Origin of the sequence: Lutibacter sp. A64, from assembly GCF_022429565.1 — a bacterium.
Classification (GTDB): Bacteria; Bacteroidota; Bacteroidia; order Flavobacteriales; family Flavobacteriaceae; genus Lutibacter.
The window spans coordinates 2,723,587-2,742,502 of record NZ_CP092487.1 but is presented as its reverse complement, the minus strand read 5'-3'; the positions used below and the strand labels follow the sequence as shown (position 1 = coordinate 2,742,502).

7 protein-coding genes are annotated in these 18,916 nt (G+C 33.0%); 3 read left to right on the top strand and 4 right to left on the bottom strand.

Annotated features, from left to right (window positions below; all coding sequences use genetic code 11):
- Positions 1-29: 29 nt before the first annotated feature.
- From MKD41_RS11135 to MKD41_RS11120, 4 genes are read right to left on the bottom strand one after another with little or no spacing between them, the layout of a single operon-like run.
- Positions 30-932, bottom strand: a complete 903-nt coding sequence (locus MKD41_RS11135; RefSeq protein ID WP_240242369.1) for an ABC transporter ATP-binding protein — start codon at positions 930-932, stop codon at positions 30-32.
- Between the two features lie 16 nt (positions 933-948).
- Positions 949-1,836 (bottom strand): HlyD family secretion protein, encoded by an 888-nt coding sequence (locus MKD41_RS11130; protein WP_240242368.1) that lies wholly within the window; start codon positions 1,834-1,836, stop codon positions 949-951.
- A 2-nt stretch (positions 1,837-1,838) separates the two neighbouring features.
- Positions 1,839-3,095 (bottom strand): TolC family protein, encoded by a 1,257-nt coding sequence (locus tag MKD41_RS11125; protein WP_240242367.1) that lies wholly within the window; start codon positions 3,093-3,095, stop codon positions 1,839-1,841.
- Between the two features lie 4 nt (positions 3,096-3,099).
- Positions 3,100-3,714, bottom strand: a complete 615-nt coding sequence (locus tag MKD41_RS11120; RefSeq protein WP_240242366.1) for a TetR/AcrR family transcriptional regulator — start codon at positions 3,712-3,714, stop codon at positions 3,100-3,102.
- A gap of 104 nt (positions 3,715-3,818) precedes the next feature.
- Here MKD41_RS11120 and MKD41_RS11115 point away from each other — a divergent pair, with 104 nt between their 5' ends.
- The 3 genes from MKD41_RS11115 to MKD41_RS11105 all read left to right on the top strand — a co-directional run bounded on the left by MKD41_RS11115 (position 3,819) and on the right by MKD41_RS11105 (position 18,914).
- Entirely contained in the window at positions 3,819-5,156 is a 1,338-nt protein-coding gene (locus MKD41_RS11115) for a serine hydrolase domain-containing protein (protein ID WP_240242365.1), read from the top strand.
- 451 nt (positions 5,157-5,607) lie between these two features.
- The gene (locus MKD41_RS11110; RefSeq protein WP_240242364.1) at positions 5,608-6,462 is read left to right on the top strand and encodes a hypothetical protein; all 855 of its coding nucleotides are present in this window, start codon (positions 5,608-5,610) and stop codon (positions 6,460-6,462) included.
- A 125-nt stretch (positions 6,463-6,587) separates the two neighbouring features.
- A complete protein-coding gene (locus tag MKD41_RS11105; protein WP_240242363.1) occupies positions 6,588-18,914 on the top strand; it encodes a gliding motility-associated C-terminal domain-containing protein in 12,327 nt (4,108 codons plus the stop codon).
- The last annotated feature ends 2 nt before the right edge of the window (positions 18,915-18,916 follow it).

The window sequence follows — 18,916 nt, the reverse complement described above, 5'->3', positions numbered from 1 at the left end:
ACGCAAATTCGCTCTATATTGGTCTTTATTTACTTTGCCAATTCCATAAAAGTATCTTCTATGGTTGGTTGTGTTTCTTCAATTTCTATATTATAAAAGTTTTTAGATTCTAAATATGTTTTTATCTCTTTTGGGTTAAAATCTGTTCTGCTATCTGTATAGTGTACAAATTCACCAAAAGGATAGACACTGTGCTTATATTTATACTCATTTAAACTGTTTATTAATTGATACATATTATTGGAACGAATATTATATATTGGATTTGGATAGTGTTTTACAATAGCTTTTGGTGTGTCAATTTCTAGAATTTTTCCGTCTTGAATAAGCGCAATTCTATCGCATAAAGCGGCCTCATCCATATAAGGTGTAGAAACTAAAATGGTAATTCCCTTAGTTTGTAAACGTTTTAACATTTCCCAAAATTCTTTTCGTGAAACAGGATCAACACCAGTGGTTGGTTCATCTAAAAATAGTACTTTAGGTTTATGAATTAAAGCGCAACAAAGCGCTAATTTTTGTTTCATTCCGCCAGATAGTTTTCCTGCTCTTCGGGTTTTAAAAGGTTCAATTTGAATGTAAATATCTTTTATTAAATCGTAATTTTGCTGAATGGTAGTTCCAAAAATTGTAGCGAAAAATTCTAAATTTTCTTCAACAGTTAAATCTTGATACAGCGAAAACCGTCCAGGCATATATCCTACATTATTTCTGATTTTTTTGTAATCTTTAAGAATGTCAAAATTGGCGACTGTAGCTTTTCCTTGATTTGGAATTAAAAGTGTGGTTAAAATTCTGAATAAGGTTGTTTTGCCTGCTCCATCTGGTCCAATTAGTCCAAATAATTCACCTTCTTTTATATTGAAAGTAATGTTTTGTAAAGCATTTACTTTTTTGTACGATTTGCTAATATTTTTTACAGAAATACTCATTTTTAATATAAAGCAATTATTCTGAAATCCACATTTCTGCAGGCATTCCTATTTTTAAGCTTCCATCGTTTACAACATTAATTTTTACTGCATATACCAATGCTACGCGTTCTTCTTTTGTTTGAATTATTTTTGGTGTGAATTCTGCTTCAGAAGCAATCCATGAAATTGTTCCTGTATAATTTTTCATGGTGTCTCCTTCATCAATTTTTATGGTTACTTCTTGTCCTATTTTAATGTTTGATAATTGAGTTTCATTAACATAAACTCGTAATTGCATAGTGTTTAAATCTGCAATTTTATAAAGTGGTTTTCCAAAAGAAACTAGTTCGTTTGGTTCTGCATATTTTACTAAAACAGTTCCTGTAACAGGATTTATAATGTTACTTTTTTTAAGTTGATCTTGGATTTGTTCTAATTGAATATCTAAATTTTTTAATTCGTTAACTATAGGTGCATTTTGGATTTCAATACTTCTTATTTGTTGGTTTAAAACATCAATTTTACCATCTATGGCATCTAATTGTTGTTTTGTTGCGGCATTTTCTTTAAGTAGATTTTCGATTCTGTTTTTTGAGATTTTAGCAGTTTTTAATTCGGCATTTAACACGTTTATTTGAGATAGAACTCCTTTGGATTTTGAATAAACAATTTCTTTAGAAATAAGTAATTGTTGTTTTTTTAAAGCTAAAGATATGGTATCTATATAACCAATAAAATCTCCTTTTTTTAGAGTTGTGCCTTCTTCAATTTCAAAGTGTAATAATTTTCCATTATTTTCAGCTGAAATTGTAATTTCTGTAGCTTCAAAATTACCGTAACCATCTGCTCTCTCGTTATTATTGCAAGAGAGTAAGCTGCTTGTTACGGCTAAAATTAAGAGTAGTATTTTGTAATTATTCATAATTAATTTCCTTTTAAAATGTTGTAGTTTGCTTTTTCTAAAAGCATTTCAATTTTATGTGTGCGTAAGCTGTTTTCGGCTTCAAATAGATTGGTTACTTCTGTAATAAATGCAGATGAAGTTATAACGCCATTTTTTAGTTGAGATGCCGCAGCATCTACTACCTGTTTTCGTAATTCAATAATTTCTTTGTCTGAATTTATAAGGCTAGAAAGCTTGTTAATGTCTGTTTGTTTTTGTTGTAATTGGATGTTTGTGTTTAATTCAAAAACTTGTTTTTTATTATCAACAATTTCTTTGTTTATTAATAAAGATTCTTGTTGTTTTTTTGTTGCATTCCAATCAAAAACTGTCCAATTTAATTTAATACCAACTTGGTAATAAGTTTGAAAAGAATTATCTAGCATGTTTAAACCAGGATTTCCATAACCTCCTGTAGCAAAACCTATTAAATTGGGTGCGTTTTGTTTTGAAAGAAGCTTTTCTGAAGACTCAATTTTTTCTTTTTGAAGTTGAAATAGTGTTAATTCAGGTCTTTTTAATTCGGAATTAAAATCTGTTGAAATAGTTGGGTTTTCAAATGCTGTTGTTGTTGAAATTGAAGTGCCAATAAGCTGCGATAAAGAAGTAATTAAGCTGTTTTTATTTAAATTAATTTCTTCTAATTGTTGTTTAATTTTTAATAGTTCTACTTCTATAACACTGTCTGAACTTGGTAATAATGCTCCAAATTTAATTCCTGCTTTAACCTCTGTTAATTTGCTCTCTAAAAGCTTTTTTTTAGCGTGTAATAATTCAATTTTTTCATTAAAAAGTAATATAGAAAAATAGTATGCATTTACACTGTTTTTTAGTTGGTATAAACTTACTTCAATATTTTTTTTTTGTTCTTTTAAAGTAGCTTCACTCACTTTTTTTGTAGCATCTATTTTGCCTCCGTTATAAATAAGTTGATTAATTGAAAGTGTTGCTTTGTATTGGTCTTTATTTGGTGGTTCAACTGTGATATTTGGAATTGAAATCGGCATTTTTGTAACATCAGACTGGTAGGTTGATTGTGCGCCCAACTCCAACTTAGGTAATTTATTGGTTGAAATAGTTGCTAAATCTATGTTGTTTTGTTTAGTAAAAATATCTAATTGTTTTGCTAAAGGATAATTTTTATTCAATAGAGAATAACAGGTTTCTAAGTTTAATTTTTCTTGAGAAAATAGTATTTGAGAAAAGAATAGGATGAGTAAAAAAAGTGTTTTTTTCATTTTTTTAAACTTTTAAAGCATTAATTATAAAATTAGAAACTTCGGTAGTTCGTTCTTCCATAAGTTGCCTATAGTCATCGTTATTGTCTATTGATAAAAAGCCTTTTAGTAGAGGAGCTGCAACAAATGGGAAAATATTTAATGCCATAATATTTATAAAAAGTTGTTCGGCTTTAATAGGTCTTATTTTTCCATCATTTACATTTTCTGTAACCTGTTGTTTGAATTTTTGAATATTAGGAAAATGTTTTTCTGAAATAAATTTTTGAACAAATTCCGGACTTCTATTTAATTCATTTATTATAAAATTAGGTAAATAAGGATGCTTAATTATAAATGAAATGTAATTTTTTGTAAATCCTTTTATTTTATCATTTAAACTATCATTGCTATTTAAAATTTTATTTAATTGTGGCGCTAGCATTAAAAAAGCATTTTTAAAAACGGCTTCAAAAAGCAATTGTTTACTTCTATAGTAATAATGCAGCAAGGCTTTGTTTATGCCAGCTTCATCGGCAATTTCTTGCATACGTGCACCATCCATTCCTTTACGTTCAAAAATTACTTTTGCAGCATTTAAAATTGTAGCTTCTGTGGTTGTATCTTTTTCTTTTTTCATTAAAATTAACTATATAGTTTAACTAAATGGTTAACAAATTTATAACCTTTTTTTTAGTTGGCAAAATAAATAGTATTTTAGACTCACATTTTTAATGCTATTAAATGAAAAAAATACTAAAATTTGGAATACTTCCTTTGCTAATTATAATTATTGCTGTTATAATTTTTAATTATTCGCGTTTAAATATAATTACTGGTTTTTCAGCAAAAAGCGTTTGTTCTTGTACGTTTGAAGCTGGTAGAGATTTAGCTTCAATTGAGGTTGGGGATAACGGATTTAGCCCAATAAATTTGGCTAAAAATACTATTAATAATGAAGAGAAATCAGTTACGTCAACAGTGTTTGGGTTAAAACCAAGAAAGGCAATATATAAAGAGGGTGTTGGTTGTGTATTGCTTCCAAAGGGAAATGAAAATGTGAAATTTAAGCCTAATAGAAAAATTACAACTAAAAATTTACCATATCCTTATGGAAATTTACCTCAAAAAGATACTTTATTTAATAATGTAAATTATAAGGCTTTAAATACTGCTGTAGCTAATGCTTTTGATAAACCAGAGGATACCATTAAAAGAACACGTGCGGTTGTAGTAATTTATAAAAACCAGATAATTGCAGAAAAATATGCACCTGGATTTACAAATGAAACAAAATTATTGGGTTGGTCTATGACAAAAAGTATTGCAAGTGCTGTTTTAGGTATTTTGGAAAAACAAGGTAAAATTAATGTAAATACTACCAATTTATTTCCGGAATGGGAAAATGACGAACGTTCAAAGATTTCGTTAAATAATTTATTGCAAATGAATAGTGGTTTGGAGTGGGTTGAAGATTACAATACTATTTCAGATGTTACAAAGATGTTGTTTTTAGCTGAAGATATGACTAAAATACAACTTGAAAAACCTTTAAAAAGTAAACCTAACGAAAGTTGGAATTATTCTTCTGGAACTACAAACTTACTTTCTGGATTTATTAGAAATCAGTTTAAAACACACCAAGAATATTTAGATTTCTGGTATGCAGAACTAATAGATAAAATTGGAATGAATTCTATGGTAATTGAAACCGATATTTCAGGAAATTATATTGCTTCTTCTTATGGTTGGGCTACTGCGCGCGATTGGGCAAAATTTGGACTTTTATATTTAAATGAAGGGAATTGGAATGGGGAGCAGATATTAAATAAATCTTGGGTAGATTATACCAAAACTCCTACTAATACTTCAAATGGGAGATATGGAGCGCAATTTTGGTTAAATGCTGGAGGTGTATATTCGAATGTACCAAAAGATTTGTTTTCTTGTAACGGTTATCAAGGGCAGCATGTGTTTATAATTCCTTCAAAAGATGTTGTTGTTGTTAAGTTTGGTTTGACTGAGCATCCAGATTTTAATTTAGATACTTTTTTAAGTGAAATTTTAGTGGCAATTGAATAGTAATTCATCAAATCTCAAAATTATAGTTGACTTTGACGTCTTGAAGTAAAATATTCGGTGTTAATTTATTTTACTTGATTCAATTTGTGAAATTGTTGTTGTTTTTTTCAAGCTTAGAGTGTTAATTTTATTTAGCGACTGTTTATTGTTGAAAACAGGTAGTTTATTATAAAAAAATGGTTATTTATTTATATATCATTAATAAGCGTGTGATTAATAAAAAAAAATTATTAATTTGTTATGTCAAAAAATTAACATAAATTTATGTTAACATAAAGATTTGTAAATTCTTAAAACATTGAGTTGCGTTTATTTATAATTTTTTTAAAAAAAATATACGAGATTCATATTTTAGGAATAAGCAAGTTTTAATTATAGTAGTTAATGCATTTAATGGGTACCTCAATAAGGTGGTGTTTAATGTTTTTAAATGATTTAAAATAAATTATATATGGAAAAAAATTACGCTGCAAAAAAAAAATCCGGAAACAAATTAAAAAGGACAATAGTTATATTATTGTTAGCGGTAATTTGTCTTGTTAATAATAAGGCACATGCTCAGGTGACGGCAAATGATGATGGTCCTATTTCAATTGCTGAAAATGCAAGTATGTCCGGAAATGTTTTAGGTAATGATATTGGTTCTTCACTTATAGTGCCTAATGCAATAGCTTCGGAAGGAGTTATTACTATGAATTCTAATGGAGTTTATACTTATGATGCAACAGGAGTAGCTCCAGGTACTACTGTAACAATTGACTATGTAGCAGTGAATCCAGCAGGGGAGTTTGACATTGCTGTTTTAACTTTTGACGTTGTTGCGGGTATTTTAGCTAATAATGATACATATAGTATTAGTCATACTCAAACTGATCCTATATATTTAGGGAATGTACTTGATAATGATTCTTTTGCGGCTTCTACTACGGTAACAAACCCTGTTAACTTACTAGATGATGGTAATGGTAATTTAATTACAATTACCAGTAATGGAGATGTTACGGTTCAGGCTTCTGGATTAAATAATGCAGTAAATGGTAGAGTTGATTATAATTATAATATTTCAGATGGTACAAATACCGATACGGCTAGATTAAGGGTAAGATTTACAAATATTAGACCTGTTGCAAATATAGATGGGCCCTATTATGTTGTTGAAGGTAAAACTTTAAATGTAGCGGCTTCAGATGGTGTTTTAATAAATGACACTGATACGGATTTAGATGCGCTTACAGCTGTTTTAGCTTCTGGAAGTGTATCTTTAGCTTCAAATGGTAGTTTACTTATGATGCTATTAGTAATGTAGTTGGAGATGTCATTACCTTTACTTATAATGCAAATGATGGTGCAGCAAATAGCAACGGTACACCTACAGTTGAAATAAATGTTGTAGAAATTGCTGCAAATGACGAAATATTTAATGTAAGTCATGTGGCTGCTTCTCCTGTTGTTATTGGTAATATTTTAACTAATGATGATTCGGCTAATACACCTGTTTTAAAAAGTGTAAATGGTACTCCAATAGTTTCAGGTGGTATAATACCTCTTATAGATGCAGGGGGGAATACATATGAAATTAACGAATTTGGAGTAGTTACAATGTTAACATCTGGAAATTTAAGTACACCGTTAACGTTTACTTATGAAATTGATGATTCTGTAACACCAGTAACCATATTAGGAGAAGCAACAGCAACTATTAATATTACAAATATTGCTCCAGTTGCTGAAGACGATGCTTTAATTTATGTTGAAGAAGATTTTAATGGTATAATAACAACAGAAGCTACTTTGTTAGTTAATGATTCTGATCCTGATGGAGATCCTATTACATTGCTAACTAATCCTTCAGAACTATATGCTTCAGCAGGTACAGTAATATATAACGCTGGAAATATAGAATTAAATGTTACAGGTGTAGCTCCAGGAACTAAAGTTACTATTACATATACAATTACAGATGGAGATTTAATAGATACTGCTAGTTTTGATATAATAGTAGATATAAAAGATGCTGCTAAAGATCAAATAACAACTCTTACTAGTTGTAATGCAGGTAATATACCACCATCAACAGAATATCCAAATGGATTATATAAAATAGAATATACAGGTTCTATTGCTAACCCAAGTTATGAAGATGCTATTACAAATATCCAATTAACAAATGATTTAGTTGCAATTTTTGCAAATGGTTCCACAGCTAACAATGCAATTGTTGGTATAGAAAATGTAATTTTTTCTACTAGAAATAGAGTTGGTGACACTTCTAATTTAGGGGGAACTGCAGGAATTTGGGACCATGCAAACTTAGATTGGGATAATTCAGATGTGGATTTTACATCTTCTGGTTTTGTGCCTCAAGAAGATCTATTAGGTACATCTCCAACTGGTAATGTAAACACAACACCTGGTGCAAGTGGGGTTTTTCTTCCAGCTTCAGTAGCAAGTAATATATTACGACCACGACAGGTAATTGATTTTTCGTATTGTGTTTATATAGATCCACGTTATGCTGATGATGGAGGTGGAATAGGAGAGGGTATAACATCACTTGCAAATTCTGGTGATGTAAATTTTACAAATTTAATTAGTGTAGATTCTAATATTAATACAGGAATAACATCTAGTGTTGAAATTAAGGATTTCCATTCAACTGAAGCAAATGTTGCTGCAAAAATGTTTATACCAGTTACTTCGCCTCCAGTAAAAGCTGATGGAACTTATGATTTTAGTATTTATGTAACATTAACTAATGATAGTAATCAAGGTTATCCTACGCCAGTTGCAGGTGCAGATGCAACTAATGTTCAATATTACTTGCCGTGGGAACAATTTATCCATGCATCTGTTGCTGATCCAAATACAATAAATACTGCTGTTGTTAATTTTATATCTGGTTATGCACCTATAGCAGGAAAATTAAATACATCGTATAATGGTGATGGTACTCAAAAAGGAATTTTAGCACCAAATACAATATTGCCAGCAGGTGAAAATGTAGTCTTAAGAATAGATTATAATGTAGGACCAACACAAGATCTTGGTGTTTCAAGAGGTTTTGAAACTATCGGTACTGCTATGTCAAAAGGAGCAGCTGATGGTGTTGATGAAGGAAATTCTGCGACACCTAATGCACTTACATATGTTGAATGGGAAGATTCTAAAGGTGTACATGTAGATAGGTATTACAATGGAAGTGAGGGTAGTATAATAAATTCTCCTACAGATGTAACATCTTCTACTGATCAATGTCTTTGTGATTCACAAAGTATGTCTTTTGATTACAGTGTTTTCCTTACTTTAGACAAAACTACTATAAGCGATGTACCTGCAGCTAGTGGTACTGAAGGTAATAGAGATGTTCTTTTTCAATTAGAATTAAGAAATTTATTTTTATCTACTGTTGAAGTAGAGAATTTGAAAGTTTCAGATGAACTTAGTGCTATTTGTGGTGCATCAAATGTAATACATGTTGGGACTCCTCAAATAGTTTCGTCATCTGCAACTCAAAATCCAAATATTAATTTAAATTATAATGGTTTATCTACCGGAGATACAGATATTTTTGATAATAATTCCGGAATATTAAAACCAGGAGAACAAATAATTGTTCAAATTTTAGTAGAACTGGCTAGTCCGTGTCCTGGAGATAACGAAGCTACTTTTGAAGCAGATGACCCAAATGGTAACGTATTGGCAGCAGCATCTTCTAGTACATCTATTAATAACCCACCTATCACTTATGATGATGAAAGTACTGGAAATACAACACTTTTAGATGTTGAAGTAGATGTGTTAGCAGGAACTGGAACAGCAGATTATGATCCAGATGGCTCTTTATTACCTGAAAGAGTTTCATTATATACTACTGGTTTACCAAGCGGTTCAACGTGTACTGATACAGATACTGATGGAGACTGTGTTGAAGTTACAGTTCCGGGAGAAGGTGTTTGGATAGTGAATGCTACAACAGGAGCTATTACTTTTACACCAAAAACAATTTCAGGAGGATTTGCGGATAATTTCACAGCAAATCCAACACCAATTAGTTATACGGTATATGATAATGACTTAAATATTTCAAATGCATCACTGGTTACAATTATTTATACTCCAATACCACCAGTTGCAGTAGATGATTTAAGTGATAATGGAGGATTAGGTCATGCACAGGGAGCTGTAGATGTAAACCCATTAATTGCAAATCCAACTACAGCAGATTCAGATTCAGATGGCACATTAGATGCCACAACAGTAAGTTTAGTAATACCATCTGTCTCAATAACAGGTGCTAGCTATGATCCTGCAGGAGAGCTTATAAACTTTGATGTAACCGGAGAAGGAAACTGGCATGTTGATGGAACAACAGGAGAAATAACCTTTACACCATTAACAGGTTTTACGGAAGATCCAACACCAATAGAATATAATATAAAAGATAATGATGGTAATGTTTCAAATGATGCCACAGTAATAATAGATTATGCACCAGAAGCTGCAGATGATGAAAGTTTAGGAAACCCAGTGGGAAGTCCTGTAATTTTAGATATAACTTCAAACGATACCTTAGGAGATGTAGTAGAGGATGACACTTTTGTGTTTGGTTCTTCAGGAATTACGTATCCATCAGTGGATATTTCAGGAACACCAGGAACAAATGGTTACTCAGTTTTTATTCCAGGTGAAGGAACTTGGGAGTATGATGGAGCAGGATCATTAACGTTTACAGCATTATCAACATTTTTAGGAGACCCTACAGATATTGAATATACAATAGCGGATAGTGAAGGTAATACTGATGAAGCATCGGTAAATATAGAATTTGCAGCACCAGTAATTGATGCTGTTGATGATGATTTTTCAGTAACACCTATTAATAGTACAGATGGAGGTACAACACCAAGTGTGCTAACTTATACACCAGGAGAAGATTCATTTAATTTTGGTCTAGTAGATGCAACACCATCAGGAAATGTTGTTCTTACACCAGGTACAGCACCAACACCAGATAATGGTAGTATAACAATGAATACTACTACAGGTGAAATTGTGGTAGCATCAAATACTACTGCAGGAACCTATTATTATCCTTATACTATATGTGAAAATGGTAATCCAACAAATTGTGATTCAGCAATAGCAACAATAGTAGTTGAACCTGCCGTTATAGATGCACAAGTTGATGATTACACAACTGTTGTTATTGATGGTTATGTTGGAGCAAATTTAGGAAATGTATTAACTGATTCTACGCCAGGAGCAGAAGATACTTTAAATGGAACTCAAGCAACTGTAGGTACCGATTTAGGAGATGTAAAAATAAGTATTGTAACACCTGCAACATCTATAGGAGGAGGATTAGTCCCAACTGTAGATACAGCTACAGGAGAAGTTACGGTGTCTCCATTTACACCAGCAGGTGATTACGAAATTGAGTATAGAATTTGCGAGGTGTTAAACCCAACAAATTGTGATACAGACTTTGTTTTAATAACAGTTCCAGCAGCAGAGATAATTGCTGAAGATGATGCTGTAGGAGGTATAAATGGTTTAGAAGGTGCTGCAGGAGTATTGAATGTTTTCAATGATAATGAAGATGGTCCAGACACCTTAAATGGTATTGGTATTTTAGATGATGCAGATCCATCAGAAGTTACATTAACATTAGTAGCTGAAGATTCAGAAAATGCAATAACTTTAAATGGAGATGGAACGGTAGATGTTGCGCCAAATACACCAGCAGGAACATATACATTGGTATATAAAATTTGTGAAGTATTAAATCCAACAAATTGTGAATCAGCAACTGTTACTGTAGAGGTAGTAGAAGCCCCAATTTTAGATCAAGATGATGATTTTTCAGCAACTCCAGTAAATGGTTTTGAAGGAAATCCAAACCTTGGAAATATTTTTAGCGATAATGGATCTGGAGCAGATACTTTAAACGGAGAACCCGCAGAAATAGATGAGGTTGATATAACAATAGTTACAGAAGCAACATCAATAGGAGGGGCACCAGTTCCAGAAGTTGATCCAACAACTGGAATTGTAAGTGTACCACCAGGAACACCTGCAGGTGATTATGAAATTGTTTATAATATTTGTGAGGAATTAAACCCTGGTAACTGTAGTGATGAGGCAACAATAAAAGTTAAGGTTGCTTTACCATTCATATTAGCACAAGATGATGATTTTAGTTTAGGAGGAACAGCAAAAGTTAATGGAGCTGAAGGAGATCCTTTAGTAGGTAATGTTTTAACAAGTAATACAGGTTCAGGTGTTGATACTTTAAATGGAGGTCAAGCCTTAACTGGAGATGTTACTATAACAGTAGTAACGCCAGCCGTATCGTTAGGAGGACTAGTTCCTGAAGTAGATCCAACTACAGGTAATGTAAGTGTACCACCAGGAACACCAGCAGGAACTTATGAAATAACATATTCAATTTGTGATAATCTAAATACAACAACACCTCCAACACCAGGAAATTGCGATACAGCAATAGTAACGGTACTTGTAGGAGAGGTTTCTATAATAGCACAAGATGATCTAATTGTAGGTGGAAATGGCTTAGATGGAAATCCAAATGCTGGAAATATATTAGAAGATAATGATGATGGTTATGATACCTTAGATGGCTTAGCTACTGATGTTTCAGAAGTTACCATAGATCTAATTCCGGGTATGATGTTTGATCCTGGAACTGGCACATCAGTACCAGCAACAGGAATAGTTCCAGTAATAGATGAAGCCACAGGAGATGTATCAATTCCTGCAAATACACCAGCAGGGGTTTATACGGTTAGTTATACAATATGTGAAAATTTAAATACAACAGCACCTCCAACACCAGGAAATTGTGATACAGCTGTTGTAACAATAACAGTTGACCCGCCAGTAATTAACGCTGTTGATGATGATTTTACAGATACCGTAATTAATGGTGCTGTAGGAGGTGATACAGTAAGTGTATTGGTTGATAATGGAGCTGGTTTGGATACTTTAAATGGTAATCCAGCAGATGCAACACCTACTACAGGAAATGTTGTTTTAACACCTGGAACAGCGCCAACAACTACATCAGGTGGATTTACCATGGATGATGAAACAGGGATTATTACAGTAGATCCAGAAACACCAGAAGGAACTTATTATTTCCCATATACTATATGTGATGCTTTAAATCCATTAACAAATTGTGATTCAGCAGTCGCTACAATCCAAGTTGGTGCAACCACAATTGATGCTCAGTTAGATGATTTCTTAGCAAGTCCAGTGAATGGAGCAGATGGAAATACAAATGTTGGAAATGTATTAGCTGATAATGGAGCAGGTGAAGATCAATTAAATGGATCTTCAGCAACTGTTGGAACTGATATAGGAGATGTAATAATTAGTGTAATAACACCAGCAACACCAATAGCAGGAGCACCAGTGCCAGTATTAGATCCTTTAACTGGATCTATTAGTGTTCTGCCAGGAACACCAGCAGATGATTATGAAATTGAATATAGCATTTGTGAGGTTTTAAACCCAACAAATTGTGATACAGACTTTATTCGAGTACGAGTAGAAGCACCACCAATTGTTGCTAATAATGATGATTATATATTAGCAGATGGAAATTCAGTAAATGGATTAGAAGGTGAAGTAGGAGTATTGAATGTTTTTAATGATAATGAAAATGGCGAAGACACCTTAAATACGGTTGCTATTTTAGCTGATTCTGATCCTTCAGAAATTACGTTAACATTAGTAACAGCAGATCCACAAGGTGCACTTACCTTAAATGGAGATGGAACGGTAGATGTAGCGCCAGGAACACCAGCTGGACAGTATACTTTAGAATACAAAATTTGTGAAGTATTAAATCCAACCAATTGTGATAATGCAGTTGTAACAGTAGATGTTATAGTTCCTGAAATTGATGCTGTAGTTGATGATTTTTCAGCAGACCCTTTAAATGATGTAAATAGTTTAGATGGAAATCCTAATGTTGGAAATATTCTTGAAGATAATGGAGCAGGACCAGATACTTTAAATGGAGTTGCGGTAGATGTTGATGCTGTAAATATAACAGCTTCACCAGCAGTGCCAGATGTAGCAGTCGTGGCAGGACCACTTCCTTATATTGATGAAACAACAGGAACAGTAATTGTACCTGAAGGAACACCAGCAGCGGTTTACACAATACCATATACAATTTGTGAGGAGTTAAATCCTAGTAATTGTGATGACGCAAACGTAATTGTTAAGGTTGTACCATCACCAATAGTTGCAATAGATGATACTATTGGAAATGTAGATGGTTATAATGGAAACCCATATGCTGGAAATGTATTATTGGATAATGGAGAAGGGCCAGATACAATTAACGGGGTAGCAGCATTAGAAAATGAAGTTACTATAACAGTACTTACGCCTGCAACTTCAATTAATGGTGGAAATATTCCTGTAGTAGATCCAACAACTGGAAATATTAGTGTGCCAGCAGGTACAACAGGTGGAGTTTATACAATAGAATATCAAATATGTGAGGTGTTAAACCCAGCAAATTGTGATATTGCTGTTGTAACTGTAGAGGTTGAAGAGTTTGCAGATTTAATTTTAGAAAAAACAGTTGATAATCCAACTCCTAATGTAGGAGATAATGTAATATTTACTATTACATTAGAAAATGAAGGTTTAAATGACGCTACAACAGTAAATGTTGTAGATTATTTACCAACAGGATATACATTTGTTGATGTAGGACCACTACCTTCTGGAGTTACTTATGACGAAGGTTCTGGATCTTGGAATATAGATATAGTAACAAGTGGTGATAGTGTTATTTTAACGCTTGAAGCTCTTGTAAATGCAACGGGAGATTATAGAAATACAGCAGAAGTAACTGCATTAGATCAAAATGATCCAACATCTATTCCTGGTAATAATAACCCAGAAGAAGATGATTTTGATGAAGTAACACCAGTACCACAAGCAATTGCAGATTTAGTAACAACAAAAGTAGTTAATGATAACAATCCTAATCAGGGAGATACTATCACATATACTATTAATGTTATAAATAATGGTCCAAGTGATGCATCTAATGTTGTAATTACGGATATATTACCAGCAGGATTAACATTTGTTGAAGCTAGACCAATAGGAGGTTCAGTTAATACTTATGATGCTGGAACAGGAATATGGAATATAGGAGCTATAGAAAATGCTACATCGGTATCAATAGAGATTGATGCTTTAGTAGTAGCTACTGGAACTTATGATCAAACAGCAATTACAAATAGAATTACAGATATTTCATTAACTGAAATTGATCCTACAGATGTAGGAGATGATTTAGAAGAAGCTATAACAGTAACTAGTTCAGATTTAGTAACAATAAAAACGGTAAGTAATCTAACTCCAGTAGAAGGAGAGACCATTACTTACTCAATAGCAGTTACTAATTATGGACCAAGTATTGCGACAAATGTGAGCCTTGTAGATTTATTACCAGCAGGTGTTACCTATGTGGAAGATAATCAGTCAGGTGCGTACAATAGTGGTGACGGAAACTGGATGATTGGAAGTATTAATGTTGATGAAACGGTAACTTTAAATATTGTAGCAACAGTTGATGAAGATACCTCAGGACAAAGAATAACTAATGTAACAACTGCAGCATCAGGTGATCAAACAGATCCAGATACAACAACTGAAGGGTTTCCTGAAGATGATTTAGACGCTTTTATTGACGTTGAGAATTATGCAGACATTGTTTTAACTAAAGTAGTAGACAATGCAACACCAAATGTTGGAGATATTGTAACCTATGAAATTACAGTTACCAATAATGGACCAGCAAAAGTTACCAATTTAGTAGTAACTGATGCTTTACCAGCAGGATTGACTTATGTGTCAAATGGAGCAATGCCAAGTGATGGAACATGGACTGCACCAAATTGGAATGTAGATTTATTAGAGTCTGGAGAATTTGAAACATTAATTATAAAAGCTCTAGTAGGAATGGATCAAGGCGGTATGACATTAACAAACATCGTGTCAAATACACAAGACCAAGTAGATTCAGACTTAACAGAAGATGATGATAGAGAAACAATTGTAGTAACAAGTTCAGACTTAGTAACAGTAAAAACAGTAAGTGATGCTACGCCAAGTGAAGGAGATACCATTATTTATAGTATAGCAGTTACAAATAACGGACCAAGTGATGCGACGGGTGTAAGTTTAACAGACTTATTACCAGCAGGAGTTACTTACGTAAGTGATGATCAATCTGGAGCATATAATAGTGGTTCAGGAATATGGACAGTTGGTGCCATTGCAAATGGAGCAACAGTAACCTTAAATATTACAGCTACAGTTGATATTGATACTGCAGGAGAAACAATAACGAATATAACTACAGCAGCAACAGGAGATCAATCTGACCCAACAACAGAAGGAGATGATTTAGAAGCTACTATTGAAGTTGAGAATTATGCAGACATTGTTTTAACTAAAGTAGTAGACAATGCTACACCAAATGTTGGAGATACCGTAACTTATACGGTAACAGTTACTAATAACGGACCTGCAAAAGTTACCAATTTAGTTGTAACAGATGCTTTACCTACAGGATTAACTTATGGTATTGTTTCACCGAGTGATGGAACTTGGACAGCACCAAACTGGAGCATTGATTTATTAGAATCAGGAGAAGAAGAAACAATAGTAATTGAAGCTGTTGTAGGAATGGATCAAGGAGGAATGACATTAACAAATGTAGTGTCAAACACACAAGATCAAGTAGATTCAGACTTAACAGAAGATGATGCTAGCGAAACAATTGTAGTAACAAGCTCAGACTTAGTAACAGTAAAAACAGTAAGTGATGCTACGCCAAGCGAAGGAGATACAATTACTTATAGTATAGCAGTTACTAATAACGGACCAAGTGATGCAACGGGTGTAAGTTTAACAGACTTATTACCAGCAGGAGTTACTTATGTAAGTGATGATCAATCTGGAGCATATAATAGTGGTTCAGGAATATGGACAATAGGAGCCATTGCAAATGGAGCAACAGCAACCTTAAATATTACAGCTACAGTTGATATTGATACTGCAGGAGAAACAATAACGAATATAACTACAGCAGCAACAGGAGATCAGTCAGATCCAACAACAGAAGGAGATGATTTAGAAGCTACTATTGAAGTTGAGAATTATGCAGACATTGTTTTAACTAAAGTAGTAGACAATGCAACACCAAATGTTGGAGACATTGTAACCTATGAAATTACAGTTACCAATAATGGACCAGCAAAAGTTACCAACTTAGTAGTAACTGATGCTTTACCAACAGGATTGACTTATGTGTCAAATGGAGCAATGCCAAGTGATGGAACATGGACTGCACCAAATTGGAATGTAGATTTATTAGAGTCTGGAGAATTTGAAACATTAATTATAAAAGCTCTAGTAGGAATGGATCAAGGCGGTATGACATTAACAAACATCGTGTCAAATACACAAGACCAAGTAGATTCAGACTTAACAGAAGATGATGATAACGCTACAATTGTAGTAACAAGTTCAGATCTTGTAACCGTAAAAACAGTAAGTGATCCTACACCAAATGAAGGAGATACAATTACTTATAGTATAGCAGTTACAAATAATGGACCAAGTGATGCAACGGGTGTAAGTTTAACAGACTTATTGCCAGCAGGAGTTACTTACGTAAGTGATGATCAATCTGGAGCATATAATAGTGGTTCAGGAATATGGACAGTTGGTGCCATTGCAAATGGGGCAACAGCAACCTTAAATATTACAGCAACTGTTAATGTAGATACCACAGGAGAAACAATAACTAATATAACTACTGCAGCAACAGGAGATCAATCTGACCCAACAACAGAAGGAGATGATTTAGAAGCTATTATTAAAGTTGAAAATTATTCAGATATTGTATTAACTAAGGTTGTAGACAATGAAACACCAAATGCTGGAGATATAGTAACCTATACCGTAACCGTTAGAAATAATGGACCAGCAAAAGTTACCAACTTAGTAGTAACGGATGTTTTACCAGCAGGCTTGACTTATACAGCGAATGTTATGCCAAGTGATGGAGTTTGGACAGCACCAACTTGGAATATAGATTTACTAGAGTCAGGAGAAGAAGAAAGCATTGTGTTAGAAGTACTTGTAGGAATGGATCAAGGAGGTACGACATTGACAAATGTAGTGTCAAATACACAAGACCAAGTAGATGCAAACTTAACAGAAGATGATGATAATGCTACAATTGTAGTAACAAGTTCAGATTTAGCAACTGTAAAAACAGTAAGTAATGCAACACCAAATGAGGGAGATACAATTACTTATACGATAACAGTTACTAATAACGGACCAAGTGATGCAACTGGTGTAAGTTTAGTTGATAAGTTACCAGTAGGAGTTACTTATGTAAGTAGTTCAACAGACGCTTATAATTATGGTTCAGGATTATGGAATATTGGAACTATAGCAAATGGAGCAACTGTAACATTAAACATTACTGCAACAGTTAATGATGGAACATTAGGACAAACAATTACAAACACAACAAGTGAATTAATTGCAGATCAAACAGATTCTGATACTACTAATAACGTAGGTAGTGCTTCAATTGTACCAACAGCATATATCGACTTAAGTTTAACAAAAGATGTAGTTGGAGATTTAGAATTTCTTGAAGTTGGAGATATGATTACGTTCGAAATACATGTAGCGAATGAAGGTCCAACTGAAGCAACCGGAGTTCAGGTTACTGATGTGATTCCTTCTGGATATGCTTATTATGGAATTTGGAACGCGACAATTGGAACTTATGATAAAGACACTGGTATTTGGAATATAGGCTTTATTGAAGTTGGTAATACAGCTGTTTTATCAATTGAAGTTGAGGTATTAGAATCAGGAGAGTATGTGAATTGTGCTGAAATAACAGCAGCCAATGAAATAGATATCGATTCTACGCCTGGAAATGGAGATGCTACTGAAGATGATTATGATTGTGCTTCTGCACCACCATATCAAGAACTTGATTTAAGACTTGAAAAAACAATCGTTTCTGATGATATAACTCCTTTAGAAGAGTCAGTTATTACTTTTGAAATTAGATTGATTAATGATGGTAATATAGAAGGTACTGAAGTAGAAGTAGAAGATCTATTGCCTTCAGGTTACGAGTTTGTAACATATAGTTCTTCAAAAGGTACTTATGAGCCTAATACTGGAATATGGAATGTTGGAAGTATAATGAATGGTGAAACAGAAATATTATTAATTGATGTTATAGTAAATGCAACAGGAGAGTATTTAAACTGTGCAACAATTACTGAAATGCATCAAACAGATCCAGACTTAAGTAACAATACAAGTTGTATTGGTACAGAGCCAATATCATACATATTACCAGAAGGATTTACGCCTAACGGAGATGGAGTAAACGATGTATTTGAAATACCATTTTTACCGATATTATATCCTAATTTCTCTATGGAAATTGTAAATAGATATGGTAATAAAGTTTATGAATATAAACATGATGGCAACCCTAATACAGTACCAACATGGTGGGATGGATACTCAACAGGAAGATGGAACTTCTCTGATGATATACTTCCAACAGGAACTTATTTTTATACAATTTATTTTGGAGATAATGATAAGAAGAGAGCTCCACAAACAGGTTGGATTTATTTAAGAAAATAAAA